Genomic DNA, 26,401 nt, shown 5'->3' on the forward strand with positions numbered 1-26,401 from the left:
GTATGGGGGCTTTGACGAAAGCTGAGATGGCGGAACGTCTGTATGAAGAGTTGGGCCTGAACAAACGGGAAGCCAAGGAATTGGTTGAGCTGTTTTTCGAGGAAATCAGGCACGCTCTTGAAGACAACGAACAAGTCAAATTGTCCGGTTTCGGCAATTTCGACCTTCGGGACAAACGCCAGCGGCCTGGCCGCAATCCGAAAACGGGAGAAGAAATCCCGATCACGGCTCGCCGTGTGGTCACCTTTCGTCCAGGGCAGAAGTTGAAGGCCCGAGTTGAGGCTTATGCTGGAACCAAGTCATAACGACGAGCTACCCGTCATCCCAGGCAAACGCTACTTCACCATTGGTGAAGTCAGCGAGCTTTGTGCGGTCAAACCGCATGTGCTGCGCTATTGGGAGCAGGAGTTTCCTCAACTCAACCCCGTCAAACGCCGCGGCAATCGTCGGTATTATCAGCGCCAGGATGTGCTGATGATCCGGCAGATCCGCGCGCTTCTTTACGATCAAGGGTTCACCATCGGCGGCGCACGCTTGCGTTTGTCCGGCGATGAAGCCAAAGACGACACCACGCAATACAAGCAAATGATTCGCCAGATGATCGCTGAGTTGGAAGATGTTCTGGTGGTTCTCAAGAAATAATTTCCTGCTTTTAAATACTTCCAGTTTTCAAAAGCTTGCGATATATTCTTGAGCGTCCTTCGAGGTGAAGGACGGTTTCACGCCTAGTCGGGGCGTAGCGCAGTCCGGTAGCGCACTAGCATGGGGTGCTAGGGGTCGAGTGTTCGAATCACTCCGTCCCGACCATATAATTCAAAGGGTTGCGAGATTTTATCTCGCGACCCTTTTTATTTTTTGTCGTTTTTACCCCTACAAAACGACTGGCACTGGGTGGAATCTTTGGCTGATACAAAGGCCAGAGCATGTCCCGGAAGGCACAAGCAGCACGTCAATGCGTCCAGTCAGACCTTCAGACCGGCAGCTTCCCAATGGCACTGATGCCACTCTGCGCGTTGACCGCTGCTGGTCAGTAGTTTGAAGCAGTTGATCCATCCTCGAGCCGTGATTCAGAAGAAGTACAACGGTCATCCCATTGATGAGGAGATCGTGCGCTCGCTTTTGACCTTCTCGTTTTTCTTCACCATCACGATTGCCGCCATCGCCTTGGGCTTGGCTCTCATTGGCCTTGATTGGACAACGGCATTGAGCGGCGCCGCTACTGCGGTGTGTACCGGACGCTGGTTGTCGACCTGGACGCCCAGGCCAACTCCACGTATTACCTCACCGGCCTGACCGGGGATGATATTTCGGTGGGTATTGCGGACTTTTTCAAGCAAACGCTGTCTTCTGGGCCGGCAGCCAAAAAATGTCGCGCTCATATCGTTGAGACACCCTACGACAATCTTCACCTCATCACTGCCAGCCACGAGCTTTCGGATTTACAGCCCAAGCTGGAAGCGAAGTTCAAGATAAACAAGCTGCGCCGGCTGTTGGATGACATTTCACAAGACTACGACCGGATTTACATCGATACGCCGCCGGCGATGAATTTCTATGCGTTCAGTGCGCTCATCGCCGCCGATGCGGTTTTGATTCCATTTGATTGCGATACCTTCGCTCGCGAAGCGTTGTACCAGGTGCTGGCACAGGTGACCGAACTTCAGGCTGACCATAATGAATCACTGGCCGTTGAAGGAATTGTCATCAATCACTACGTCAGCACCACTGGCGTTCACCGCAATCTGGTCGAGGAACTCATCGGGGAAGGGCTGCCGATTCTTCCGGTGTATCTCAGCAGCTCGGTCAAGATGCGTGAATCTCATGAGCGGTGCCTGCCCTTGATCTACCTCGACAGGCATCACAAGCTGACAGGCCAGTTCGTTGATCTCTTGCATGTGCTGGAGGCGGCAACTGAGTGAACGCTACTGTTACGGCCGGCGGCTGCCGAGAATTGAAAGATCTGGAGATAATGCATTCTATCGACTTGAAGGTGGGCGATCAAAACGCTGCTTAACTGAACAGGGCGTTTTCTCGGATCACTGTTCGAGCGAGGAGAAAGAAATGGCTGACAAAATTCGGGTGCTGTTTGTCTGCGCTAAAAATGACGTCCGTTCGTTGCTGGCCGAGGCTATGCTTCGCCACACTGACTCTTCAAGCTTCGAAGCTTTCAGCGCTGGCCTTGAGCCCGGTGAGGTTGATCCTCGAACCGTAGAATCTCTCGAACACATCGGCATAGAGACCAACGGTCTGCGTAGCAAATCGATTAATGAATTTGACGGGCAGCAGTTTCACTACGTGATCACGCTGTGTGATAAATCCTCGGAAGACGCTTCACGGATGCCGTCCTCCGGTGAGGTGATCGTGTGGTGTTTTGAGGACCCGACGACCAGTGAGAAACATGAGCCTTTCCGCCATGCACTCCAAGAGATTCACGACCGCATCAAAATGTTTGTCACAGTGAAGACAAGGCAGTGAGCTTGGATTCAGTGAAAACGACTACAAACTGTTGTTAGACTTGCATTCCAATGACCGCTATTGGCATGTGGATTCAAGCGGCCAGCAGCGGACTGAATGAGTTTCTCGATTCACTTTGAAGGAAAGCTTGCGCTCACTCATAAAACTTACCACCAAGCAAAATTGCTGCACAACGCAGCCATACGTTTAGCTTTTGCTACTGGCGGTCGCTCCAGTAGCCGCTGCATCAAAAAACGTATCCACAGATCCATTTTCCGATCCCCGGCGCCTGGTCCATAGGGAGATAATGACATCGTCTGCTCCAAGATACGCTCACTGGTAAAATCAGAACCAAGAGCTCCGATAAACCCGATGAACGATTGCTCATTGTTTACACCTTCCAACAACTTATAGGTACAGACTGGAAAAAAACAATGGTGATCCCATGAGCTGTCTTATTTGTGCAGGTGTCGCTGAACGCATTCGGTGCCGTGGCCCGTGGGAGGAAAGAGATTGTCCCGCCTGTGGCCACTATCGAGTTTCCGATGCGCTCGTGTTGGCACTGATGGAGCAGGGGCAAATTTTTGATGTGAGCAAAACAAGGATTTGGCTGGCCAGTAAACGCAAGGAAGTAGCCATTCCATCTATTGAGATCGACCAAGCGCTTTTGGTGCCATGAAGTGTCTATTGTCTAAAGCTGACTGCCCTCGCTTGCATTCGCCTTTATATCCGTGAGTTACGCGTCGTAGTAAGTCACGTTCTGGACGCTCGAATCACGTGGCTATATAGACTCAGTGAGCTGTACCTTCTAGCTCTTTCGATATGTAGTCAGCGAAGGCACAATGCCTATCCTTTTTTGGCTGGCCTTGCAGGAGGCCTTGAAATGATCAAAACGCCGTACTACCTCATCGACAAACAGAAGCTGCTGGTCAACATGCAGAAGATCGCCTATGTGCGCGAGCAGTCGGGGGCCAAGGCCCTGCTGGCGCTCAAGTGCTTCGCGACCTGGTCGGTGTTCGACCTGATGCAACAATACATGGACGGCACCACCTCGTCGTCCCTGTACGAACTCAAGCTCGGTCGTCAGAAGTTCGAAGGCGAGACCCACGCCTACAGCGTGGCTTGGGCCGATGACGAGATCGAAGAGATGCTCGACAACAGCGACAAGATCATCTTCAACTCCATCAGCCAGCTGCAACGCTTTGCCGAGCGCTCGCAAGGCAAGGTCCGCGGCCTGCGGGTCAACCCGCAAGTAAGCAGCTCCGACTACCTGCTGGCCGACCCGGCGCGCCCGTTCAGCCGGCTGGGCGAGTGGGACCCGGTGAAGATCGAAGGCGTGATCGATCAGATCTCTGGCTTCATGTTCCACAACAACTGTGAGAACGGCGATTTCGGCCTGTTCGACCAAATGCTGTGCACCATCGAAGAACGCTTCGGCGAGCTGCTGCACAAGGTCAACTGGGTGAGCCTGGGCGGCGGCATTCACTTCACCGGCGAAGGCTACGCGCTGGACGCGTTCTGCGCGCGGCTCAAGGCCTTCTCGCAAAAATATGGCGTGCAGGTTTACCTGGAGCCGGGCGAAGCGGCGATCACTAACAGTGCCTCGCTGGAAGTGACCGTGCTCGACACCCTGTACAATGGCAAGCACCTGGCGGTGGTGGACAGCTCCATCGAAGCCCACTTGCTGGACCTGCTGATCTACCGCCTCAACGCCAAATTGGCGCCGAGCGACGGCGAGCATACCTACATGGTGTGCGGCAAGTCGTGCCTGGCCGGGGACATCTTCGGCGAGTATCAGTTTGATAAACCGCTGGCCATCGGCGACCGCCTGTCGTTCGTCGATACCGCGGGCTACACCATGGTCAAGAAGAACTGGTTCAACGGCCTGAAAATGCCGTCCATCGCAGTGAAACAACTCGACGGTACCGTCGAGGTGGTTCGTCAATTCGATTTTGAAGACTATCTGTCCAGCCTTTCCTGAAACGGACAGATAAAGGAGAAGTAAAGCAATTGAAAAAGAACGTTCTTATCATTGGTGCAGGAGGTGTCGCCAAGGTGGTGGCCCACAAGTGCGCGCAGCACAACGACGAACTTGGTCGTATCGCTATCGCGTCGCGCAACATCTCCAAATGCCAGGCCATCATCGACAGCGTCAAGGCTAAGGGCAGCCTCAAACAGCCCGCCGAAATCCAGGCATTCTCGCTGAACGCCCTGGATGTCGAAGCGACCAAGGCGCTGATCCGCGAAACCGGATCGCAGATCGTCATCAACGTCGGTTCCGCCTTCCTAAACATGTCGGTGCTGCGCGCCTGCATCGATGCCGGCGTGGCCTATCTGGACACCGCCATTCACGAAGAACCGGGCAAAATCTGCGAGACGCCGCCCTGGTATGGCAACTACGAGTGGAACCACCTGCAGGAATGCCAAGAGAAGAACATCACCGCCATTCTCGGTGTGGGCTTCGACCCGGGTGTGGTCAACGCCTATGCGGCGCTGGCACAACAACAGTATTTCGACCGCATTGATTCGATCGACATTCTCGACGTCAATGCCGGCTCCCATGGCAAGTATTTCGCCACCAATTTCGACCCGGAAATCAATTTCCGCGAGTTCACCGGACAGGTCTGGAGCTGGCAGAACAGTCAGTGGACCAGCAACACTATGTTCGAGGTCAAGCGTACTGATGACCTGCCGGTCGTAGGCGCGCAGAACCTGTACCTGACCGGCCACGATGAAGTGCACTCGCTGTCGAAAAACCTCGACGTGCCCAACGTGCGTTTCTGGATGAGCTTCGGCGAGCACTACATCAATGTGTTCACCGTACTCAGGAACCTTGGCTTGCTCTCCGAGCAACCGGTCAAGACCGCCGAAGGCCTGGAAGTCGTGCCGCTGAAAGTGGTCAAGGCCGTGCTGCCTGACCCGAGCTCGCTGGCGCCTGGCTACACTGGCAAGACCTGCATCGGCGACCTGATCAAGGGCACCAAAGATGGGCAGCCGCGCGAGGTGTTCATCTACAACGTGGCCGACCATGAAGAAGCCTACGCAGAAACCGACAGCCAAGGCATTTCCTATACGGCTGGCGTGCCGCCAGTGGCTGCAGCGCTGCTGGTCGCCCGCGGCGAGTGGGACGTGCAACGCATGGCCAACGTCGAAGAGCTGCCGGCTATGCCGTTCCTCAGGGCGCTGGACGTGATGGGCCTGCCGACCCGCATCAAGGATGAGAATGGAGACCGCCCCTGGAGCGGTAACGCCGAAGGCTCGTAACATACAACTGAGCTTCATTGCCTGCTGCAAAAACGCCGCTCAATAAGCGGCGTTTTTGTTTGTACGTGACTTTTTTGAATACGCCGAAGAGAGCTCACAACCTATGCTTTTGTTCCGGCTCTTCGTACTGGAGCGGCATCTAACACCGTTCTTAAAAACTGTAGATACAGGCAGAAGGCCAAAGACTGCCTAATGCTGACTGGTTTTTTTCATCGATTCCAATTGAGCTCAACTACGCCCAGTGTGAATTGGTGATCGCTCAGCGAGCGATCTAAATATTTCAGATGTACTAAAAATCAGGAGGAAAAAACTTCCGAGCGTTGTTGCGCTGGCGCCTTGTGTCTGAGCGGTTGCTGCCAAGCTAGCTGCGCCTGGAGTTCAGCTACTGCATCCAAGACTCTCTGTGCCCAGCGCTCGTCTTCCGGATGTACGACAACCACGCGAAAACCGTGGTCATGACCTTCAATCTGCACACCTTCGGAATCATCGACATGCAAGTCGATATCGAATGCTGGCGGAAATTTCGAAGGGGCGTTCGACAGCCCATGCATCGTCAGGGCATGGTTATGCCGCACACTGTTGACCACGCCGTCGACGCGGATACCGTAAAGTAATAGCCAACGCCGGATGTAGGAAGGCGTGCGACCCGATGACGTGTAGACCCAGATACTGCAGCCCTGGCGACGTAACTCTCGGGTCAGGGAGCGTGTTCCGATACGCAACGGCTCACCCAGCCAACGGTGGACACAGGCCGGCAGCCGGTTTTTCTCTACTGCGCACTGGTGGAGTTGGCAGGCCAGCGTGTCATCGATATCGAACGAAATCCGTATGCGCGGACGCCTGAACACGGGCATCGGGATGGCACACTGGATGGCTTGCCATACACGGCTGCCGAAAGTTCGGCATTTAGCGAGCATTGGATGCCAGCTCATCAACGGCCTTCCTGATGGACGGGCAAGGGCTTGTCTTTGAGAAAAAACTTCATTGGATCAGGCGCCTGTTCTTCCAGGAAGGCTGCATATTTTTTCTTGATCTTGGGCAGTTCGTACAGCGCCTTGATTCCATGCTTGGCGGAGTTGCGTATGACTGAGGATGGGTTGAAATAGCCCTCGGCGTTTTCCAGCGTCAGCACGAACGGCGGTAAACCTGCGCGCATGAGCAAATAGCTGACGATGAGCGACCCACTGCGGTTGTTGCCTTCTATGAACAATTGCGGCTTGCTCAGGATGCGCACGTACACACCCGCGGCACGCTTCCAGACTGATTCACTGCGATACGCGCTGTACCAATTGAACAAGTCTTTGATTCCACCCTCCACGTTGTTGAAGAAGTGTTCCTCGGTGGCAGCAAGGTGTTGAGCGAATTCCAGCCGGCGCGCCGGGTCTCGACCGCACAGGACCGTGGCATTGATCTCCAGCATCAGATTCAACTGCTGAAGATCAAACAGGTCGACGCCACGTGCAATGTAGTCGTCAATCAGGGCATAGCCATCAAGCACGTTCTGAAGCACTTCGTCCGTCAAGGGATCTCGTGGCTCGGTGAAGTGCCTGCTGAGCTCAGCAAAACGACTTTGCACCTCACGCAGCGCACGTTCAATCGCAGACAAATCAAGACGACGCTTTGCAGACATTGGCAATCCTGATGAAAGAGGGGTGGGAAGGTAAAACGACCAAATGCATGCCAATGTCGTTTGGCCCTTGGCTGCATTCGGTCTGACCGGACGGTTTTTGCCTAGCTGAATTTTCCGCTGATGTAATCGCTGGTCATTTGCTCGCGCGGATTGTCGAATATCTGGGCCGTGGGGCCCATCTCAACCAGATAGCCGGTACGCGTGCCCAGTGAAATATCCACCGAGAAAAATGCCGTCGTGTCAGCGACACGGATCGCCTGCTGCATATTGTGGGTGACCAGAGCGATGGTGTAATCCTTCTTCAACTCGACCATCAATTCCTCGACGCGGCGGGTGGCAATCGGGTCGAGTGCCGAGCACGGCTCATCCAGCAACAGGACTTCCGGTTCGGTGGCGATGGCGCGGGCGATACAGAGTCGTTGCTGCTGGCCCCCTGAGAGGGACAGACCGCTGACCTTGAGCTTGTCCTTGACTTCATCCCACAGCGCGGCGCCCTGCAGGGCGTGCTTGACGCGGTCGCCCAGATCGCCCTGGTAGCGATTGAGGCGTAGGCCAAAAGCGACGTTATCGAAGATGCTCATCGAGAACGGGTTTGGTTGTTGAAACACCATCCCGATATAGCGGCGCACGACCACGGGATCAACGCCCTTGCCATAAACGTCTTGCCCGAGGAAATGCACATGACCCTCGAAGCGAAAGCCTTTGACTAGGTCATTCATCCGGTTGAGGCTGCGCAGTACGGTACTCTTGCCGCAGCCCGAAGGACCGATGAATCCGGTGATCTTGTTTTTTTCGATCGGCACATGGCTGTCACGCACCGCCATGAAATTGCCGTAGAAAATCTTGTCCAGCTTGCAGTCCATGACCACAGGGACCTGTGTCTCGAGCGGGGCAACTTTTTGCGCAGATAATACATTCACACTATGTGCTCCCATTCTTAAAACTTTGGCTTGCCGAAGATTCGGCTGACGATATTCACGATCAGCACGATCATCACCAACACCAGCGAGGCCGCCCAGGCGAGCTCAAGCTGATTGTCGAACGGCATGCCGGAGAAGTTGTAGATCAGTACGGCGAGCGATGCGGTCGGATTCATCACCGCCAGGCTGCCGTCGTGGTAGATCCAGTAATTGCTGAACAGGGCGGTAAACAACAGCGGCGCGGTTTCGCCGGCTGCACGGGCCACCGCCAGCATCACGCCGGTCAGGATCGCTGGCAGGCCGGTAGGCAGTACGATTTTCCAGATCACCTGCGATCGGGTGCAGCCCATACCGTAGGCAGCATCCTTCATGATCTTGGGCACCATCCTCATCGATTCTTCAGCCGTCAGCACAACGATGGGCAGCATCAATACTGCCAGCGCCACGCCACCTGCCGGTGCCGAGTAGGTGCCCGTGGTCATCACCACCAGGGCGTAGGCAAAAACCCCCGCCAAAATCGAAGGCAATCCGGTGAGCATCTTGGCGGCAAAGCGCGCGGCGTTGGCCAGCTTGCTGTCCGGCCCAAGCTCAGCCAGAAAGATGGCCGCCATGATGCCGACCGGAACCGCGATGGCAGCGGCGATACCGACCATAACGAAGGTGCCTGCCATCGCGTTGCCGAAGCCGCCACCCGTCTCGAAGCCGGTCGGCGGCAGTTCGGTGAACACCTCTACGCTGAGGCGGGCACCACCACGTGTGATCAGCATGTAGAGCACGGAAATCAGGGGCACGCTGGCCAGCAGGGCGCCAGCCCAGACCAGCGTAGTTAACACTAGGCTGCGCAGGGCGCGTCCTTCAAACTTGCGCTGCAGACTGGGCAAAGCGGCTGTCGAAGAAGTGATGTCAGTCATCATTTAGTACCACGCTGGGCATAGACCATGATCATGGAGCCGATGACGTTCACGATCAGGGTGATCAGCATCAGGACCAGTGCTGCATACATCAACACCTCGATCTCGGTCGGTCCCGCCTCGGGGAAGTTCAGCGCCAACAAGGCCGCGAGCGTGTTGGCGGGTGCAAACAGAGAAAGGGAAATGTTGTTCGAGTTGCCTACCAACATGGCCAGGGCCATCGTTTCACCCAAGGCCCGACCCAGACCCAGCACCAGCGAGCCAAAAATGCCGGTGGCAGCGGAGGGCACCATGACCTTGAGAATCGCTTCCCAGTGGGTGGTTCCCATGCCATAGGCCGCCTGCTTGGTTTTCATCGGAACGCCGGTGAGGGCATCCTGCGAAACAGCGGCAATGGTCGGCAGAATCATGATGGCAAGCACCAGCGCGGCAGGTAACAGCCCCGGGCCACTCAAGGTCGTGCCGAAAAAGGGGATCCAGCCAAGTTCACTGTTCAGCCAATCCGTGAGGGGACGAATGGCCGGGATCACCACGTAGATGCCCCACAGGCCATAAACGACGCTGGGAATGGCCGCGAGCAATTCGACAATGGTGCGAAAAACGGCCGCCAGTTTCGCGGGCAGGAAATCCTGGGTCAGGAAAATCGCCATGCTGACGCCGAAAAAGCCTGCGATCATCAAGGCGATGAAGGCGCTGTAGAGCGTGCCCCAAATGGCCGGCAGGATGCCGTACTTGCCCTGGTTCACGTCCCACACGGTTCCCAAAAGGACGTCAAAACCGTGTTTCTCCATGCCTGGAAGTGCTTTGCGTCCCACCTCGAACACCAAGGCAAAGACCAGCGCCAGAACGAGAACCACACCGATGCGCGCCAGTGCGCGGAAGGTGCGATCAACCAGAAAATCCTTTGCAGACGGTGGACGGCAGGCGGAATCCGGATTGACCGGTACGACAAATGGCTTGTTCATGGGCTATTCCGGCGTAGGGGAGAACGCTCTCGGCGAGGCTGGAAGCACACGCCGAGAGGTCTCGCGAGCGTCACTGGATGTTGGCGGAAGCTTTGCGAACCTGATCGACGACCGATTGCGGCAGGGGGATGTAGCCCATCGAATCGGCGATTTTCTGACCTTCAGTCAGGCTGTACTCAACCATTTCACGCATGGCTTTGGCCTTGGCCGGGCTTTCGTTCTGCTTGCGGAAGATCATCCAGGTGTAGGAAGTGATCGGGTAGGACTTGGCGCCATCCGGATCAGGCAGCCAGGCCACCAGGCTTTCAGGCATCTTCACCGCAGCCAGAGCTTCGGCACCGCTCTCGGCATTCGGCACAACGTAGTGACCGGCCTTGTTCTGCAATTGGGCAAAGTCGACCTTGGCCAACTTGGCGAAGCCGTACTCGATGTAGCCAATGGCGCCCGGGGTCTGACGTACGGTAGCGGTCACGCCATCGTTTTTAGGCGATTTGATGAATTTGTCGCTGGCTGGCCAGTTGACGGTGTTGCCTTCACCTAACTCTTGCTTGAACGCCGGGTTGATTGCCGCCAAGTGCTTGGTGAATACCGCGGTGGTGCCGCTGGAATCTGCACGCACGACAACGGTGATCGGTGTAGCAGGCAGTTTCAGCTCCGGGTTGGCCGCGACGATCTGCGGGTCATTCCATTGGGTGATCTTGCCCAGGAAGATGTTGGAGTAAACATCGCGTGGCAATTTCAGCCCTTTAGGACTGCCTGGCAGGTTATAGGCCAGGACGATTTCACCCGCTGTCATCGGCAGCAACTGCGCGCCTTCGGCAACCTTGGCGATGTCCTCGTCTTTCATCGCCGAGTCGCTGGCGGCGAAATCGACCGTTTTGTTCAAAAAGTCCTGCACACCTGCACCGCTGCCCTTGGATTGATAATCCACGGTGACGCCAGCGGTTTTCTTGCTGAAATCCTTGAACCAAGTGAGGTAAATCGGAGCCGGAAAACTGGCGCCGGAACCTGTCAGTCGAACGCTTTCAGCAGCGAAAGACACTGAGGTTGCACAAAGAGAAACCGTAATGGCGAGCGCAACAGACTTCATCAAATTTTTCATCGAAGGAACTCCTTGTGATAGCGGGCTCCGAAACTCTGCAACAATCTTGTTACGCCTTTATGAAAGTCCGATGGCACAAGATCTCGCTGATTGACTTGTCTGCCAGCTCGATATCGCCTTGCACCCGTAGCCGCCCTTGATACGGGCCTGCTTTGAAGCAAAAGTTTTTGTAATTACTTCGTAACCAAGTACGACTAACACTGAGTCAGGCCCTTCCCGACGCGAGTTGCTCCTATGCTATCAACCGAAGACACACTGATACAGCGCATCCGCCGCGAGCTGCTTGATCACAGTGACGAAGAGCTGGAACTGGAATTATCCGAAGACGGCACTGACCTGAATGCTCTGTTCGATGAGCAGGTAGAGGAAGGAAGTGAGAAGGAAGCTCGAAGAGTTTATTTCAGCGAACTATTCCGCCTGCAAGGCGAATTGGTGAAGCTGCAAAGCTGGGTGGTAAAGACAGGCCACAAAGTAGTCATTCTGTTCGAAGGTCGTGATGCCGCGGGCAAAGGTGGTGTCATCAAGCGCATTACCCAACGGCTCAATCCTCGCGTGTGTCGAGTTGCCGCGTTGCCTGCACCCAATGACCGCGAACGTACTCAGTGGTACTTCCAGCGCTACGTCTCACACCTGCCGGCAGCGGGTGAGATCGTGCTCTTCGACCGTAGTTGGTACAATCGCGCAGGCGTCGAACAGGTGATGGGTTTTTGCAACGCCGATCAGTACGAAGAGTTCTTCCGCACTGTGCCAGAGTTCGAAAGAATGCTTGCACGCTCCGGCATTCAGCTAATCAAATATTGGTTCTCCATTTCCGACCAGGAACAGCACCTGCGCTTTCTCAGTCGCATTCACGACCCGCTCAAGCAGTGGAAACTCAGCCCAATGGATCTGGAGTCCCGTCGGCGCTGGGAAGCCTATACCAAGGCCAAGGAAGTAATGCTGGAACGCACCCACATCGCCGAAGCGCCATGGTGGGTGGTGCAAGCCGATGATAAGAAGAAAGCAAGACTTAACTGCATCCACCACCTGCTCGGGCAGATGCCCTATGAAGAAGTAGAGTTACCGGTGATCGAACTACCGCAACGCGTAAGACAGGAGGATTACTCCCGCAGTCCGACGCCACCGGAACTCATCGTTCCTCAAGTCTATTAAAGAGAGGCTGGAGCGAGGCGCCCTTCGATTGGAGAGCAGCATTTTTTCGCATGTCAGATGGTCTTGCCTGACGCCTTGTTTTCGGGCCGTTAGGGCGTTTTCCCTCACTCGCTCCGCGACGCTAAACCCTGGAAGCAGACCCAGCGCGACAGCCGTATCGCAATGATTTACGAGGGTTCTGACCGTAACTAGCCTTTTGGACGTGACGTTTAAGGAAAGCTGAAGACGATTTTGGAGTAAAAAATTCACAGATAAAAGGCATTGAAATAAATACTCCAGTGTTTTACTCTCGTCCCTAGTTGTACGAGATCAACCGCTGTTAGCACCTAAAAAACAAACAATCGGGAGCAAACATGAAAGCGAAAGTGATGTTGGGATTGTTCATGACCGCCGCAGTTGCACTGCCAGCGTGGGCCGCGGACTGGACCGTAGGTGCTAACGTGGGCAACGTGCCTTGGGAGTTTCAGGATTCCAAAGGTGAGTTTGTCGGCTTCGAAGTTGATGTCGTAAAAGAGGTCGCCAAACGAGCCGGAAAAAGCGTCGAGTTCGTCAATATTCCCTTCAACGGCCTGTTCAGTGCCGTGCAATCGAAGCGTGTTGACATCGCTATCTCATCCATCACCATCACCCCGAAACGCCTGGAGTCGGTTGCCTTCGCACAGCCTTACTTTGACAGTGATCAGTCCCTCACCGCACTGACCACGTCCAAGGTCAAGAGCCTGACCGACATGAACGGCAAAGTGGTTGGCGTCGATACCGGCTCGACCGGCGACATGTGGATCGGCCAACACAAGGACGAATACAAGTTCGCCGATGTCTCGCGATACGAAGGGCTTTCGCCAGCCATGCTTGACCTGGCGTCCGGGCGCATCGATGGCTACCTCAGCGATATTCCGGCGCTGCTCTACTACATCAAGGACAAGCCGCAATACACCATCGTCGCGCGTATTCCCACCGGTGAACGTTACTCGCTGATGCACGCCAAAGGCTGGGCAATGACTGATCAGGTCAACGACATCATCAGCAAGATGAAAGAAGACGGCACACTTGGAAAGATCCACAAACAGTGGTTTGGCACCGAAGCCGATAAGGATTCGAGCACCATGAAAGTGACCGCGGTCCTCAAGTAAGCCCTGCCGATGCTGCATGTAAGTGGCGACATCTGTTCGCCACTTGTAATGACCGAGGTATCCCATGGATCTTTTGCAGACATTTTTTAACTGGAACGTACTCGTCGAGTCGCTTCCGCTGATGATGCGCGGTCTGGGCGTGACCATTGTGCTGGGGGTGGTGAGTATTGCCCTGGGCTTGGTGGGCGGGCTTTTGCTGGCGTTGCTGCGGTTGTACTCCTACGCACCTGTTCGAGCACTTGCGCGCATCTACATCGATATCATGCGCTCCATTCCGTTGCTGGTTTTGTTGGTGCTGATCTATTACGCGCTGCCTTTTGTCGGCATCCGACTGTCGTCTTTTGCTGCTGCTGCCAGTGCACTCTCTTTGGTCTCATGCGCCTACAGTGCAGAGATTTTTCGTTCGGGCATCGAAGCCATTCCCCGTGGCCAGTTCGAAGCATCGGCTTCTCAGGGCATGAGCTTTTTCAACACCATGCGCGACGTCGTTTTGCCGCAGGCCATTCGCATCGTAATGCCGCCCATGACCAGCAATTGCATCAACGTCATGAAAGACACCGCGCTTGCCTCGGTGGTTGCGATGCCTGACTTGCTAAAGCAGGCCACCCAGGCTCAGGCACTGGCGGCCAACCCGACACCGCTGGTAGGGGCTGCCTTGCTGTACCTGTTGCTGCTGTTGCCGTTGGTGCAGATGGTCAGCTGGGTTGAGCGGCGTAATGCCTCTGGAGGAAAAACTGCATGAGCACGTTGATCGACATTGAAAAACTCGACAAGTACTACGGCAACTTCAAGGCGTTAAGCGATATCAACCTGCAGGTTGAAGAGGGTGAAGTGGTGGTCATTCTTGGCCCGTCAGGTTCGGGAAAATCGACCTTGATTCGCTGCATCAATCTGCTTGAAGACTACCAACAAGGCGATATTCGTGTAGGGGGTGAGCGGGTTGAAAACGGTCCGCGACTGAGCGCCATCCGTAGTGAAGTGGGCATGGTGTTTCAGAGTTTCAACCTCTATCCGCACCTCACTGTGCTCGACAATGTGTCGCTGGCGCCGATCCGTGTTCGCGGGTTGAGTCGGCGTGACGCGCACGCCAGGGCCAAGGAGCTATTGGTGAAGGTCGGTATGGGCGATCACGCGCACAAATACCCGAGCCAATTGTCTGGCGGCCAACAGCAGCGTGTTGCTATTGCCCGCACCATGGCCATGGAACCTCGCGCAATTCTATTCGACGAACCGACGTCGGCACTGGACCCGGAAATGGTTGGCGAGGTCCTTGATGTCATGCAGAACCTTGCTCGCTCCGGCGTCACGATGGTCGTGGTCACTCACGAAATGGGCTTTGCCCGTCGGGTCGCCGACCGGGTGATCTTCATGGAAAGTGGACGCATTGTTGAGCAGAACATCCCGGAACCGTTTTTTACCGCACCTAAGGAACCTCGCACACAAGCGTTCCTTCAGGCCATCTTGCACCATTGACTCAGGCTGGAGAAAGTAGAGTGAATCCTCTCGATATCGATTATGTTCGCAAGCAATTTCCAGCACTGGCCGATGGTTATGTCTACATGGATAACGCTGGTGGTTCGATGGTACTGGGCACCGTGGCTGGGCGGGTCTGTGATTACCTGCTGAACAACAGTGTGCAACTGGGCGCTTCTTACCAACCTTCCGTTGTTGCTGGCGAGCGAGTGATGCAGGCGCGCCACTCGGTCATGCAGTTGATCAATGCTGAACATCCCGAAGAAGTGATCATGGGCGGCTCGACCACCCACTTGTTGCAAATTTTGTGTCGCGCCATCGCCCCGTCAATCGTTCCGGGTGATGAAATTATCGTCACCAATTGCGATCACGAGGCCAACATCGGCCCATGGGTCAAACTGTGCGAAAGCCGTGGTGCGACCTTGCGCGTGTGGCAGGTCAATCTCGACAGTTGTGAGCTGGAGCTCGATGACCTGCAGGTCTTGCTCAATGACAAAACCCGCTATGTTGCGATGACCCACACCTCGAACATTCTCGGCTCGGTCAATCCCGTCGCCGAGGTTGCGCGGCGTGTCCATGCGGTGGGCGCCAAGCTGTGCGTGGACGCCGTCGCTTATGCGCCACACCGTCTGGTCGATGTTCAGGCCAGCGGCGCCGATTTCTACGTCTATAGCTTCTATAAAACGTTCGGCCCGCACTTTGCCGTGCTCTGGGGGCGCCGTAATTTGTTGCTGGAGTTGCCGAGCCTCAATCACTTTTTCATCGGCCAGGACGTTGTGCCTTACAAATTGCAGCCGGGCAACGTCAACTACGAGTTGTCATTCGGCTGCATTGGCATTACCGACTACTTGCTCGACATCGGCACCCGGCTTGGAGCACAAGGCAGCGAGCGCCAGTGCATGCAGGCTGCGTTCGATGCCTTCGAGGTGCAGGAAGATTTGCTCGCCGAGCGTCTACTGGCGTTTTTGCGCCAGCGCGAGGGTGTTCGGATCATTGGCAAAGCGCATACCCCCAATCGAGTGCCAACCATCAGTTTCGTGGTTGAAGGCATTCGCTCGGAGTTTGTTGTGCGCAGGGTCGATGAGCACCGGATCGGCATTCGTTTTGGTGACTTCTATGCGCGGCGCCTTATCGAAGCCCTTGGGCTTGCCCAGTTTGGTGGGGTAGTGCGGGTGTCGTTGGCGCATTACAACACGCTGGAAGAAGTCGACCGCCTCATCACGGCGCTGGATCAAACCATCAATGCGTTGCGTTGACCGGCGTACACACTTCCATTTTGACGAGCCTTGATCATGGCCTTACCTGAAACCCTTGCAGAGCTGCGTGACAGTATTGCGGCCCAGCACGAACAACTGACAGGTCGCCTGCGCGATGCTGCACGATTCCTGATCGACAACCCGCATGAGGTTGCACTCAATACGGTGGCCGAACTGGGTAAGCGTTCAAGCATCGCGCCTTCCGCTTATATTCGGCTGGCTCAGGCCCTTGGGTTTTCAGGTTTCAAGGACTTGCAACGATTGTTTCGCGCACCGCTGCAACAGGTTGCCGACACCCACAGCGAACGTATTCGGCACTATGGCGGTGAGACGTTGCTGGAGGACCCGAGTGACGTCGGCGGGATTTTGCGGGAGTTCAGCCAGGCCAACATCGTTTCTCTGGAACACCTGGCTGAAGGCGGCGAACAGGCCAATATCGAAGCCGCGATCGCCCATCTGCAAGTGGCTCGTACCACCTTCGTGATCGGCATGCGTCGCGCGTTTCCGGTGGCGGCGTACCTCAGTTATGCATTGAGCCGCATTGGTCAACGTACCGTGCACATCAGCGGTGCTGGCGGCACGTTGCCGGAGCAGGTCAGTGCCATAGCCGATGATGATTTGTTGATAGCTATAAGCTTCCCGCCGTACGCCCATGACACCGTTGAAGCCTGTCGCCAGGCACGGGAGGCGGGTGTGACGCTGGTGGCGATCACTGACAGCGTTCTGAGTCCTATCGGGCAGATGGCCGATACGGTGATTGAGGTCAACGACGCCGAATTGCTGGGCTTTCGTTCTCTCACAGCTTCGTTCTGCATTGCCCAAACCCTGGCCATGGGGCTGGCGTTTCGGGAGTGGGGTTCCCTGAGTCATGACCGGTTGAACGATATCGACTGTTAAACCCCTGTTTTTACCCTTGATCCAATAGTCAGAATTTCAGGAGTACATTCCGATGGTTTCACCTGCCCGCGATTTGATCGGTTACGGTAAAAAACGCCCTCAAGGCACTTGGCCCAATGGTGCGCGTTTGGCCGTCAGCCTCGTCATCAACTACGAAGAAGGTTCCGAGCGTTCGCTGGCCATGGGCGACCCGGACCAGGAGTCGATGACCGAATGGGGCAGTTACGCCATACCCGACGGCACCCGCAATCTGGCAATGGAATCGATGTACGAGTACGGTTCCCGCGTCGGAATCTGGCGAATTCTGGATATTCTCGACCAGCAATCGGTTCGCGCGACGTTTCATGCCTGCGCAGTGGCGTTTGAGCAGAACCCCGATGTCGCCCGTGCGGCGGTAGCCGGTGGTCATGAAATTTGCAGCCACGGATATCGCTGGGAGGAAGTGTTTCGCCTGACCGAAGAACAGGAGCGTGAGCACATGCGCCTGGCAATCGAATCGTTCGAGCGCACCTGTGGCAAACGCCCTGTGGGCTGGTATTGCCGCTATGGCGCCAGCGTCAACACCCGACGGCTGGTCGCGGAAGAGGGCGGTTTTCTCTACGATTCCGATGCCTACAACGACGACGTTCCCTACTTTGTCGAGGTTGAAGGTAAGCGTCACTTGGTGGTGCCTTACACCGCCGACGTGAACGATTTCCGCTACTGGAATTCTCCGGGGCTTTCGCAGGCATCGGACTTTTTCGAATACATGAAAGAAAGCTTCGAGGTCCTTTATGAGGAGTCGGCTGACGGACCCCGCATGATGTCGATTGGACTGCACCCACGTATGGTGGGCCGTCCCGGGCGGGTAAGGGCGATCAAGCAATTTATCGAGTTTGCCAAGCAACACGGCGGTGTCTGGTTTGCCACGCGCGAAGAAATTGCCCGTGCCTGGCTTGAACGAGCGTGATTGCGTGGCAATCACGCCGGATCAAAAAATGATGCTATCCCCACTGTGGTGAAAGAGTTCAGGGGGAACAGCCAGCCGCTCGACAGAAGTCGCCATTCAATCCCGAGCAATCTTGTCATTTGCCAAGGCTTAGGGCAGGGTCGATACCACTGACATCTCTGCCAAAGGAGTCACCCCATGTCAAAGCTATATCCCAGTATCGATCCTGAGGGGCTGGTCGAGTACTCCGTGGTCTACACCGACCGCTCGCTCAACCACATGTCGCAGTCCTTTCAAGGTGTGATGAAGAACATTTCCACGACCCTGAAACAGGTCTACAACGCCCAGGCTGTTGCGGTGGTCCCGGGCAGCGGCACATTCGGCATGGAAGCGGTGGCGCGACAGTTCGCCACCGACCAGCAATGCCTGGTGATACGCAACGGCTGGTTCAGTTATCGCTGGAGCCAGATCCTTGAGATGGGCAACATCCCGGCGGCCACTACGGTGCTCAAAGCCCGACCGATCGACACGGGTCGCCAGGCTGCCTACGCCCCACCCCCTCTGGACGAAGTGCTGGCAGCCATTGCCGCTTCGAGGCCGCAGATTGTCTTCGCCCCCCACGTTGAAACCTCATCAGGGATTATCCTGCCCGACGACTACCTGCGGGCCGTCGGCGACGCCGTGCATGCGGTGGGTGGCCTGTTCGTGCTGGACTGCATCGCCTCAGGCACGATCTGGGTTGATATGCACAAATGCGCAGTCGACCTGCTGATCAGCGCACCGCAGAAAGGCTGGAGCGCCTCCCCTTGTTGCGCCCTGGTGATGTTCAGTGCTTTGGCACTCGAGCGCATTCAGCAGACGCAAAGCAGCAGCTTCGCCTGCGACCTGAAAAAGTGGCTGCAGATCATGCAGGCCTACGAACAGGGCGGACATGCCTACCATGCGACCATGCCCAGTGATTCCCTTGCGCGATTCAACGAAGTGATGAAAGAGACCCAAGCCTACGGTTTCGACAAGGTCCGCGGCGAGCAACAGGCACTGGGCGATCGGGTGCGCGCAATGTTGACCGGCAAAGGCTTCAAAAGCGTGGCCGCCGCCGGCTTTCAGGCCCCTGGCGTCGTGGTGAGCTACACCGATGATGCCGACATCAAGAGCGGCAAGAAATTTGCCGACCACGGCCTGCAGATCGCCGCTGGAGTGCCGTTGCAATGCGACGAGCCGGCCGACTTCCAGACCTTCCGCATCGGTCTGTTCGGACTCGAAAAGCTGCACAATATCGAGTGCACCGTCAGCACCCTCGAGCAGGCGCTGGACGAGGTGATGGTTAGCTAAGCGGGTATTCGACACCGTTACCACCGTGGTCCCGGACATGTTGAAAAGCACGGGCGTAGACATGCGCCGCCTGACCGGCCGGGGCCGGTTACTTCTGGAGGAGGGCTGGTATGCAACCTTTTGATACGGTGATTCGCAACGCCCGCGTGGTAACCGCCGCGGACACGTTCACCAGCGATATCGGCATTCGTGATGGGCGCATCGTCTCCCTTGGCCTGGATCTGGCGCATGGTCTCCAGGAAATCGACGCGGCAGGCCGGCATGTCACCCCCGGTGGCATCGACAGCCACGTGCACCTCGACCAGCCAACGGGCGACGGCTCGGTGATGGCCGATGACTTCTTCAGCGGCACGGTCTCGGCGGCCTGCGGCGGCACCACCACCGTCATCCCGTTCGCCTGCCAGCAGAAGGGCGAAAGCCTGCGCTCTGCCGTCGATGACTACCATCGTCGGGCGGGCAACAAACCGGTGATCGATTATGCCTTCCACCTGATCGTCACCGATCCTACCCCGCAGGTGCTGCGTGAAGAACTGCCGGCCTTGATTGCTGAAGGCTATACCTCGTTCAAAATCTATATGACCTACGATGCGCTGAAACTGGGCGACCGGGAGATTCTCGAGATGTTGTCGGTCGCGCGTCGTGAGTGCGCCATGGTGATGCTCCACGCCGAGAACAGCGACTGCATCGCCTGGCTCACCGAGCGACTACTGGCGGCCGGGCTGACTGCACCGCGCTACCACGCCGCGTCGCGGCCGATGCTGGTGGAGCGCGAGGCGACCCATCGTGCCATCGCCCTTGCCGAGTTGGTGGATGTGCCGATCCTGATCGTGCACGTGTCGGGTCGCGAGGCCGTGGAACAGATTCGCTGGGCCCAGAGCCTGGGGCTGAAGGTGTACGCCGAAACCTGCCCGCAGTACCTGTTCCTGACCGCTGACTCGCTGGGGTGTGACGACAGCTTCGAAGGTGCCAAGTGCATCTGCAGCCCGCCGCCGCGTGATGCCGCAAACCAGCAGGTGATCTGGGATGGCCTGGAGAACGGCTCGTTCGAGATTTTTTCGTCCGACCACGCACCCTTTCGTTTCGATGGCCCGGATGGCAAGAAGGCCCACGGTGAAGAGGTGTCGTTCGACCAGATCGCCAACGGCATTCCCGGTGTCGAAACCCGCATGGCACTGCTCTGGTCCGAAGGCGTGCGCAGTGGGCGCATCACCGCGCAAAGCTTTGTCGCGCTGACCTCCACAAATGCCGCCAAGCTGTATGGGTTGTATCCGCGCAAGGGCAGCATCGCCATTGGTGCTGATGCCGACCTGGTGATCTGGAACGAAGGTGAGTCGGTTCACCTGAGCAACGAAATGCTGCACCACAACGTCGATTACACGCCTTACGCCGGCATGACGCTGAGCGCCTGGCCGGCCATGACCCTGTCTCGCGGTGAGGTGGTCTGGGACGGCGAGCCGCGCGGTGAGGCGGGTCGCGGCCGGTTTCTGCCATGCGAGCGCCCGGCGCCCGCGCAACTGCGCCGACGCAAGACCGAGCTGGATTTGTGAGTGCGGTCGCGCAGGTGGCCGCCAGCCTGATTCGTGGTTGGCGTGAGGGTCGCCAACAACCGTTGCCAACCCTGGAACTGGCTAGCGAAGCCGAAGCCTATGCCGTGCAGCACCAGGTAGCGGATGCCCTCGGCTGGTTCGCCTCCGGGCCACCAGTGGCCTGGAAACTGGGTGGCGCGCCCGGAGGGCTGATCAGCACCGCCGGAGTACCTGCAATGGCGGTACACCCGTCGGGTTGGCAGGTTCCTCCGGGCGATGCCTTCGGTTTCGGGATCGAGGGAGAACTGATCGTGCGCCTGTCCCGCGACCTCGACGAACACACTGATCTGGCCATGGCCTGTGCGGCGGTCGATGTGTGGATGCCGGGCATCGAGCTGTGTGGCACGCGCTGGCTGCAGGGTGACCAGGCCGCGCCACTGCTTCGGCTGGCCGACCAGCAACTCAACCGCGCGCTGATACTTGGTGCAGCGCAAACGTTGGGGGAAATGCCGGATTGGTCAAGACAACAGGTGACGTTGCGGGTGGCCGGGGAGCCTGAGTTCGTCGGCGTAGGCAGCCATCCATTCGGTGAGCCGCTGAGTTCGCTGCCATGGCTGGCGCGTCACGCTGCAGCAATGGGCAGCCCGTTGCGAGCCGGTGATCTGGTGGCTACTGGTAGCTGGACCGGCATCTACTGGGCATCGGCCGGGGTGCAAGTGGAAGTTGAGTTTGCCGGGATAGGACGGGTTGCCTTGTCGACGTGATGCGTTTCAACGGCTTGCTGATTTCCAGTTTACGGAGCGAGCCGACGTATTGCTCCTGCTTAAAAGGCGTGGATTTTTGAGGCTTGCCTAGGGGCACTCCTTCAGGCTCCTCTCTCGACCTCCGCCGTGCGATGAGCCGGTGTGGGTTCCACATCCAAGATGACGCCTTGCTCGGTATCGATCAGATATTCGTGGAGTAAGCGTAGAACGCGGGCCCACCTGGAGCTGCGGTCCAGCAGGCTTGTGGATCATTCAGCGACAAACACTTCGGCAGTGTTTCGGCCAGAGCCTCTTCGTCGAGTGCCTCAAGATATTCACGCACAGCGAGGCTGCTCAGGGCCGGATCGCTCCCGTTGATCTGTTCATCGCCCGGTATGCCGCGCTGCCGACTCTCATCCGCCTTGATGATGCAGGCGTCCACAGCACAGCCTTCACCCTTGACAAGGCCAGCGTCCATGCAGCGACGCAGCACTTCATTGAATAACCAGCGAAACAGATCACTGCCCAGAAAACGGCCATGGCGGTTATTGGAAAAGGTCGAGTGATTGGGTACTTCGTCTTAAAGGCTCAACCGGCAAAACCAGTGATACGCCAGGTTCAAATGGGCCTCTTCGCGTAACCGCCGCTCTGAGCGAGTGCCGTAGTTGTAATAGATCCGAGGTCTCTGCTTCATCTGCAACACTCCTTCTGCTTACACAGAATTTAGTTGTGTTGCGCCCACCGGTTGAATCCACACTAAAAACCGGTCCACCGGCGCCCATGCTAGAAATTCACTTTTCGCAACATATGTCATGAAATGAAATGCCATTGTCGCCTGATGAAAAGCGACTGATCAGGCCCTCGGCTTACAGTCCAATCAGCCAACATACCTACCCTGTCATCGCAAGATGGAACGCGCCACCATAATCGGCACCAAGCCTTGCTGACGTTCCGCTCAACAATAATAAGTATTTTAGAGACCCCTATATGAACTTCCTTGATGGCCACCTCTTTGTCGAGAACCAGCAGCCTCTGATCATCACTGCAGCGCCGTATGCACCGTCGTGGCAGCCTTCAGATTTCCCCGAGGACATTCCGGTGTCCATGGCCGACCAGGTGCAGAAGGCCGTGGATTGCTACAACGCTGGGGCTACCGTGCTGCATTTGCACGTGCGTGAACTGGACGGCAAGGGCTCCAAGCGCCTGTCGAAGTTCAACGAACTGATCGCCGGTGTGCGTGAAGCCGTTCCAGAGATGATTATTCAAGTCGGCGGCTCGATCAGCTTTGCGCCGGAAACCGAGGGCGCCGCGGCCAAGTGGTTGAGCGACGATACGCGCCATATGCTGGCCGAACTCGATCCCAAGCCAGACCAGGTTACGGTCACCGTGAACACCTCGCAGATGAACGTCGTCGAGCACTGGGATGACGCCGACATCAAGGGCACCTCGATGGAAGACCCTGCTGTCTACAGCGCCTACAAGGAAATGACGGTGCCGGCGCAGCCGGGCTGGGTGGAAGAGCACGTGCGACGCCTAACGGCCGCGGGCATCCAGAGTGCCTTCCAGTGCTACAACATCAATAGCTTCGACTCGGTCGAGCGCCTGATGCGCCGCGGCATCTACAAGGGCCCGCTGGTCATGAACTGGGTGGCGATCGGCGGCGGGATGGACGTGCCTAACATCTACAGCCTGGCCAACATCGTGCGTGCCGTGCCGGACGGCGCAGTGCTTACCGTGGAAAGCTCGACGCGTAACGTGCTGCCGGTCAACATGATGGGCATTGCGATGGGCCTGCACGTGCGCTGCGGCATCGAGGATAACCTCTGGAACCAGGCGCAAACGGATAAAATGTCCACCGTTGAGCAGATCGAGCAACTGGTGCGCATTTCCCGCGAGTTCGGTCGCCCGATCGCCACCGCCCAGCAGGCGCGCGAGATCAGCAAGATCGGCGTGTTCTATGACACTGTGGAAGAAAGCCTGGAGGCCAATGGCTTCGCGCCTAACCGCAACGGTGCCCAGCAAGGGTTCTTGCGCAAGAAGGTCTGAGCCATTTTGTGAGGGCGCGAATATGGGGCTGGACTGGATGGATGAGTCCGGCCCCATTCGCTCATGAACTATGAACAAAAGGTGGGAGTTGTCGAGCCCCAGCCAGGCTGCGATGGGGCTGGCGTGGCAAACATAGATGTTGCCTTGCCCACCGCTATTGCAGCCTCGCTGAGGCTCGACAACTGCCACAAGGGTTTCACTTCGCTTACCGGATTCAATCCTTAAGCGAACAGCATTGCGCTTATTGAGCGGCCTTGGTGATGGCGTCAAAGGCGACCATGTCGTCGATGACCTCGCCACCGGTGGATTTGGTCTGTGCTTGCCACACCACAATCACCACATTGTGGGTTGGATTGATGTAGACGTACTGACCAAAAATGCCGGCAGCGGTGAACGCTTTATCTGCCTTCGAAGCCTCTGTCCAGGCAGGCCACCACATGGAAGCAAAGTCGCCATATGCCGCATCCGCGCCAGTGGTTGTACTGACGAAACTCATCCAGTCTTTGGGCAGTACCTGCTTGTCGCCGGCCTTGCCGCCGCTGAGTACGAACTGTCCGAAGCGCCCGTAATCTTCAAGCGTCGCACTGATACCGCTGCCGCCCACCTCATTGCCATTGGGGCCGTCGAGCCACCAGTTGGCGTCGCTTTGCATGCCATACGGTGCCCAGATTTTTTCACTCAAGTAATTCGCCAATGGCTTGCCCGTGGCGGCGCTGACCAATTGCCCCAGTACTTGTGTTTCCCCGGTGCTGTAGTTGGTCAGCGTACCTGGGGTCGCGATGCTTGGCCGTGTGGCCATGTACTTGAGTGCCGAGCCGGGTACTTGCGCGATTTGCAGCTTGAGCATCATTCGCCGGTCTGAGGTCGGATCCGCGTATTTCTCACTCCACTTGACCCCAGAGCGCATGGCCAGCACCTGGCGTACCGTCGCCTGTTCGTAACCACTGCCAGCCAGTGAAGGCAGGTATTTGGTTACTTTGTCATCCAGGCTTTTGATCGAACCGTCTTGCAACGCTGCGCCCACCAGCGTCGAGGTGATGGACTTGGCCACCGACATCGACATCCACCGGGTGTCCGCGGTATTGCCCTTTTCATAGCGTTCAGTAACGACTTTACCGTCCTTGAGCACCAACAGACCCGTTACATGGTTAAGCGTGACGTAGTCATCGAGGCTGTATTGCTTACCTTTGTAGTCAAAGGCAACTGGCCCGAGCGGCTGGCCGCTGCGCGGTAATGGAAAGGGATGACCGCCGGCCTTGATGGTGCGCACAGGGAACAAGCGATCAATGTTGCGGAAGGTGTTAACGGCCATGTCTTCGCTGAGCTTGCCGTTGTACATAGTCTCGACGTCACCAATCGGCTCCTGTGCATGGCGGTAGGGCTTCGTTGTATCCGCGTGGCTCGAACAAACTATTAACGACAGCACCAGTGCCGAAACGCACGTCACCGCCTGAACACGGCGTCGCTCAGCGATTGATGAATGATCAGAGTGCAACATGAAAGATTTCCTTATTATGGTTTTTGTGGTTGAACAAATAACATCCGCAAGTAACATGCTAAAAAACGCTTCCCCGGCGGCCTGCGGACCCTGGGATCACGTCGTCAAGGGGCGACCGCGGACCAGTGATGCAGTTGACGCTCCGCGTTCCACATAGGATGGACTCGCGCAAAATAGAGGGCGTAATAGGGACGTTTCATCTGTACATTTTCAAAATATGCTCGACTACTCCATGTTTCAACGAGTAACACATGATGGGGACAATCCTCGCTCTGCAGCACGTCAAACCCCAGGCAGTCAGGCTCACGTTCGATCAGCGTGCGCAAATTCGACAGCTCGTGCAGAAAGTCCGCGAGACGCTCAGACCGGATCTTTAGCTCTACCGTGAGAACATACATAACTGTTCAACTCAAAGTGAGTCAGTCAAGCCGCCATCGGTCAGGAGCGTGCGCCCCGTGATCCAGCGCGATTCGTCCGAAGCAAGGAATACGACCACGTCCGCGATGTCCTCGGGCTCACCGATACGCGCTGCGGGTGTCGCTGCGATCACCGCTTGCCGACGCACGTCGGGCGTCGCCGCAGTCATGTCCGTGCTGGTCATCGAGGGCGCTACCGCATTCACCGTGATCCCACGCGCGCCGAGTTCCTTTGCAAAACCATTTGTCAATACGGACACTGCCGCCTTGCTGGCTGCATAAATGGCCGTACCTGGACGGGGGGAATAGATCAAGTTAGTCGAGACGTTCACAACGCGCCCGCCGGTGGACGGAAAATGCGGAACCGCTGCCTGCATCATGTGCAATACGCTACTCATGTTGACGGCAAAGAGCCGGCTCACATGGTCCGCATCGATGTCCGCAAAATTGCGTCCCTCGAAAATGCCGGCGTTGTTCACCAGAATATCGATGCGGCCAAAACGCGCGACGATCATGTCGATAGCACTGCGCACAGCGGATGCGTCCGCTACATCCGCAGCAAAAGCCTCTGCCGCTCCCCCCGCCTCCCTGATCGCCCGAACCACCGACTGTGCCTGATCGAATCCGGATTGATAGACAACCGCAACGATTGCGCCCTCAGCTGCGAGCTTTCGGGCGATGGCAGCGCCGATGCCACGTGAGCCTCCGGTAACAACCGCAATTCTGTTTACAAGCTTCATCATTTGCTCCTGAAGATA

Annotated in this window: 27 protein-coding genes, 1 tRNA gene and 2 pseudogenes; 20 read left to right on the forward strand and 10 right to left on the reverse strand. The window is 56.8% G+C overall.

Translation table 11 applies throughout. The annotated features are described in order from the left end of the window. Positions 1 to 2 precede the first annotated feature (2 nt). From ihfA to CKW15_RS07010, 9 genes and pseudogenes are all read left to right on the forward strand, one after another. Complete coding sequence (gene ihfA, locus CKW15_RS06965; RefSeq protein ID WP_002553164.1) at positions 3 to 305, forward strand: integration host factor subunit alpha; 303 nt, start codon at positions 3 to 5, stop codon at positions 303 to 305. Continuing rightward, positions 286 to 642 (forward strand): MerR family transcriptional regulator, encoded by a 357-nt coding sequence (locus CKW15_RS06970; protein ID WP_003179985.1) that lies wholly within the window; start codon positions 286 to 288, stop codon positions 640 to 642. Before ihfA ends, CKW15_RS06970 begins: the two co-directional genes overlap by 20 nt. A gap of 88 nt (positions 643 to 730) precedes the next feature. Then, positions 731 to 807: transfer RNA gene (locus CKW15_RS06975), tRNA-Pro, on the forward strand. A gap of 213 nt (positions 808 to 1,020) precedes the next feature. Further along, positions 1,021 to 1,230 (forward strand): annotated as a pseudogene (locus tag CKW15_RS28695) (potassium transporter TrkH); the annotation flags it as partial. Further along, positions 1,191 to 1,919 carry a ParA family protein gene (locus CKW15_RS06985; RefSeq protein WP_095151921.1) on the forward strand — a complete coding sequence of 243 codons (729 nt, stop codon included), beginning with the start codon at positions 1,191 to 1,193 and terminating at the stop codon, positions 1,917 to 1,919. The pseudogene CKW15_RS28695 and the gene CKW15_RS06985, both read left to right, overlap by 40 nt. A 142-nt stretch (positions 1,920 to 2,061) precedes the next feature. After that, a complete protein-coding gene (locus CKW15_RS06990) occupies positions 2,062 to 2,475 on the forward strand; it encodes an arsenate reductase ArsC (protein WP_090454558.1) in 414 nt (137 codons plus the stop codon). A 424-nt stretch (positions 2,476 to 2,899) separates the two neighbouring features. After that, positions 2,900 to 3,133 carry a hypothetical protein gene (locus CKW15_RS07000; protein ID WP_095058098.1) on the forward strand — a complete coding sequence of 78 codons (234 nt, stop codon included), beginning with the start codon at positions 2,900 to 2,902 and terminating at the stop codon, positions 3,131 to 3,133. A 204-nt stretch (positions 3,134 to 3,337) separates the two neighbouring features. Next, positions 3,338 to 4,435: a carboxynorspermidine decarboxylase gene (locus tag CKW15_RS07005; protein ID WP_090454561.1), complete on the forward strand. Its 1,098-nt coding sequence runs from the start codon at positions 3,338 to 3,340 to the stop codon at positions 4,433 to 4,435. 29 nt (positions 4,436 to 4,464) lie between these two features. Next, entirely contained in the window at positions 4,465 to 5,718 is a 1,254-nt protein-coding gene (locus CKW15_RS07010) for a saccharopine dehydrogenase family protein (RefSeq protein WP_095057975.1), read from the forward strand. Positions 5,719 to 6,014: 296 nt separating this feature from the next. On the opposite strand, the gene CKW15_RS07015 is transcribed toward CKW15_RS07010, so the two are convergent. The 6 genes from CKW15_RS07015 to pstS form a co-directional block, all read right to left on the reverse strand. Then, positions 6,015 to 6,650 (reverse strand): hypothetical protein, encoded by a 636-nt coding sequence (locus CKW15_RS07015; RefSeq protein WP_090454565.1) that lies wholly within the window; start codon positions 6,648 to 6,650, stop codon positions 6,015 to 6,017. Then, positions 6,650 to 7,348 carry a hypothetical protein gene (locus tag CKW15_RS07020; RefSeq protein WP_090454566.1) on the reverse strand — a complete coding sequence of 233 codons (699 nt, stop codon included), beginning with the start codon at positions 7,346 to 7,348 and terminating at the stop codon, positions 6,650 to 6,652. The genes CKW15_RS07015 and CKW15_RS07020 overlap by 1 nt, the downstream gene beginning before the upstream one ends. Positions 7,349 to 7,449: 101 nt before the next feature. Continuing rightward, positions 7,450 to 8,283 carry a phosphate ABC transporter ATP-binding protein PstB gene (gene pstB / locus CKW15_RS07025; protein ID WP_371856289.1) on the reverse strand — a complete coding sequence of 278 codons (834 nt, stop codon included), beginning with the start codon at positions 8,281 to 8,283 and terminating at the stop codon, positions 7,450 to 7,452. A 2-nt stretch (positions 8,284 to 8,285) separates the two neighbouring features. After that, positions 8,286 to 9,179, reverse strand: a complete 894-nt coding sequence (gene pstA, locus CKW15_RS07030; RefSeq protein ID WP_095058097.1) for a phosphate ABC transporter permease PstA — start codon at positions 9,177 to 9,179, stop codon at positions 8,286 to 8,288. Beyond that, on the reverse strand, positions 9,179 to 10,144 hold the full coding sequence (pstC, locus tag CKW15_RS07035; RefSeq protein WP_090454569.1) for a phosphate ABC transporter permease subunit PstC: 966 nt from the start codon (positions 10,142 to 10,144) through the stop codon (positions 9,179 to 9,181). The genes pstA and pstC overlap by 1 nt, the downstream gene beginning before the upstream one ends. Before the next feature lie 70 nt (positions 10,145 to 10,214). Further along, positions 10,215 to 11,246, reverse strand: a complete 1,032-nt coding sequence (gene pstS / locus CKW15_RS07040; protein WP_090454571.1) for a phosphate ABC transporter substrate-binding protein PstS — start codon at positions 11,244 to 11,246, stop codon at positions 10,215 to 10,217. 234 nt (positions 11,247 to 11,480) lie between these two features. On the opposite strand from pstS, the gene ppk2 reads away from it, so the two are divergent. The 10 genes from ppk2 (at position 11,481) to CKW15_RS07090 (ending at position 21,704) form a co-directional block, all read left to right on the forward strand. Next, a complete protein-coding gene (gene ppk2 / locus CKW15_RS07045; RefSeq protein ID WP_090454573.1) occupies positions 11,481 to 12,398 on the forward strand; it encodes a polyphosphate kinase 2 in 918 nt (305 codons plus the stop codon). 353 nt (positions 12,399 to 12,751) lie between these two features. Then, complete coding sequence (locus tag CKW15_RS07050) at positions 12,752 to 13,528, forward strand: transporter substrate-binding domain-containing protein (RefSeq protein WP_095057973.1); 777 nt, start codon at positions 12,752 to 12,754, stop codon at positions 13,526 to 13,528. A gap of 64 nt (positions 13,529 to 13,592) precedes the next feature. Then, the gene (locus CKW15_RS07055; protein WP_095057972.1) at positions 13,593 to 14,270 is read left to right on the forward strand and encodes an amino acid ABC transporter permease; all 678 of its coding nucleotides are present in this window, start codon (positions 13,593 to 13,595) and stop codon (positions 14,268 to 14,270) included. Further along, positions 14,267 to 15,001 carry an amino acid ABC transporter ATP-binding protein gene (locus tag CKW15_RS07060; RefSeq protein ID WP_095057971.1) on the forward strand — a complete coding sequence of 245 codons (735 nt, stop codon included), beginning with the start codon at positions 14,267 to 14,269 and terminating at the stop codon, positions 14,999 to 15,001. Before CKW15_RS07055 ends, CKW15_RS07060 begins: the two co-directional genes overlap by 4 nt. Before the next feature lie 20 nt (positions 15,002 to 15,021). Continuing rightward, positions 15,022 to 16,257: a cysteine desulfurase-like protein gene (locus CKW15_RS07065; protein WP_095151923.1), complete on the forward strand. Its 1,236-nt coding sequence runs from the start codon at positions 15,022 to 15,024 to the stop codon at positions 16,255 to 16,257. A gap of 36 nt (positions 16,258 to 16,293) precedes the next feature. After that, positions 16,294 to 17,154, forward strand: a complete 861-nt coding sequence (locus tag CKW15_RS07070; protein ID WP_095057969.1) for a MurR/RpiR family transcriptional regulator — start codon at positions 16,294 to 16,296, stop codon at positions 17,152 to 17,154. 52 nt (positions 17,155 to 17,206) lie between these two features. Then, positions 17,207 to 18,103: an allantoinase PuuE gene (locus CKW15_RS07075; protein WP_095057968.1), complete on the forward strand. Its 897-nt coding sequence runs from the start codon at positions 17,207 to 17,209 to the stop codon at positions 18,101 to 18,103. A 177-nt stretch (positions 18,104 to 18,280) separates the two neighbouring features. Beyond that, positions 18,281 to 19,414 carry an aminotransferase class V-fold PLP-dependent enzyme gene (locus tag CKW15_RS07080; RefSeq protein ID WP_095151924.1) on the forward strand — a complete coding sequence of 378 codons (1,134 nt, stop codon included), beginning with the start codon at positions 18,281 to 18,283 and terminating at the stop codon, positions 19,412 to 19,414. 110 nt (positions 19,415 to 19,524) lie between these two features. Continuing rightward, entirely contained in the window at positions 19,525 to 20,961 is a 1,437-nt protein-coding gene (gene hydA, locus CKW15_RS07085; RefSeq protein ID WP_095151925.1) for a dihydropyrimidinase, read from the forward strand. Further along, complete coding sequence (locus tag CKW15_RS07090; RefSeq protein WP_095151926.1) at positions 20,958 to 21,704, forward strand: 2-keto-4-pentenoate hydratase; 747 nt, start codon at positions 20,958 to 20,960, stop codon at positions 21,702 to 21,704. The genes hydA and CKW15_RS07090 overlap by 4 nt, the downstream gene beginning before the upstream one ends. A gap of 113 nt (positions 21,705 to 21,817) precedes the next feature. Here CKW15_RS07090 and CKW15_RS07095 read toward each other — a convergent pair. Further along, positions 21,818 to 22,353: pseudogene (locus CKW15_RS07095) on the reverse strand (transposase); the annotation flags it as partial. 317 nt (positions 22,354 to 22,670) lie between these two features. Between CKW15_RS07095 and CKW15_RS07100 the strand changes: the two are divergent. Next, positions 22,671 to 23,729 (forward strand): 3-keto-5-aminohexanoate cleavage protein, encoded by a 1,059-nt coding sequence (locus tag CKW15_RS07100; RefSeq protein ID WP_095151927.1) that lies wholly within the window; start codon positions 22,671 to 22,673, stop codon positions 23,727 to 23,729. 241 nt (positions 23,730 to 23,970) lie between these two features. Here the strand turns inward: CKW15_RS07100 and CKW15_RS07105 are convergent, their stop codons facing one another. The 3 genes from CKW15_RS07105 to CKW15_RS07115 form a co-directional block, all read right to left on the reverse strand. Beyond that, positions 23,971 to 25,227 carry a serine hydrolase gene (locus CKW15_RS07105; protein WP_095057963.1) on the reverse strand — a complete coding sequence of 419 codons (1,257 nt, stop codon included), beginning with the start codon at positions 25,225 to 25,227 and terminating at the stop codon, positions 23,971 to 23,973. A 104-nt stretch (positions 25,228 to 25,331) separates the two neighbouring features. Further along, positions 25,332 to 25,625: an antibiotic biosynthesis monooxygenase gene (locus CKW15_RS29035; RefSeq protein WP_095057962.1), complete on the reverse strand. Its 294-nt coding sequence runs from the start codon at positions 25,623 to 25,625 to the stop codon at positions 25,332 to 25,334. 11 nt (positions 25,626 to 25,636) lie between these two features. Then, positions 25,637 to 26,383: an SDR family NAD(P)-dependent oxidoreductase gene (locus CKW15_RS07115; protein ID WP_095057961.1), complete on the reverse strand. Its 747-nt coding sequence runs from the start codon at positions 26,381 to 26,383 to the stop codon at positions 25,637 to 25,639. Between the last annotated feature and the right edge of the window lie 18 nt (positions 26,384 to 26,401).

Source organism: Pseudomonas sp. Irchel s3b5, from assembly GCF_900187435.1.
Lineage (GTDB): Bacteria > Pseudomonadota > Gammaproteobacteria > Pseudomonadales > Pseudomonadaceae > Aquipseudomonas.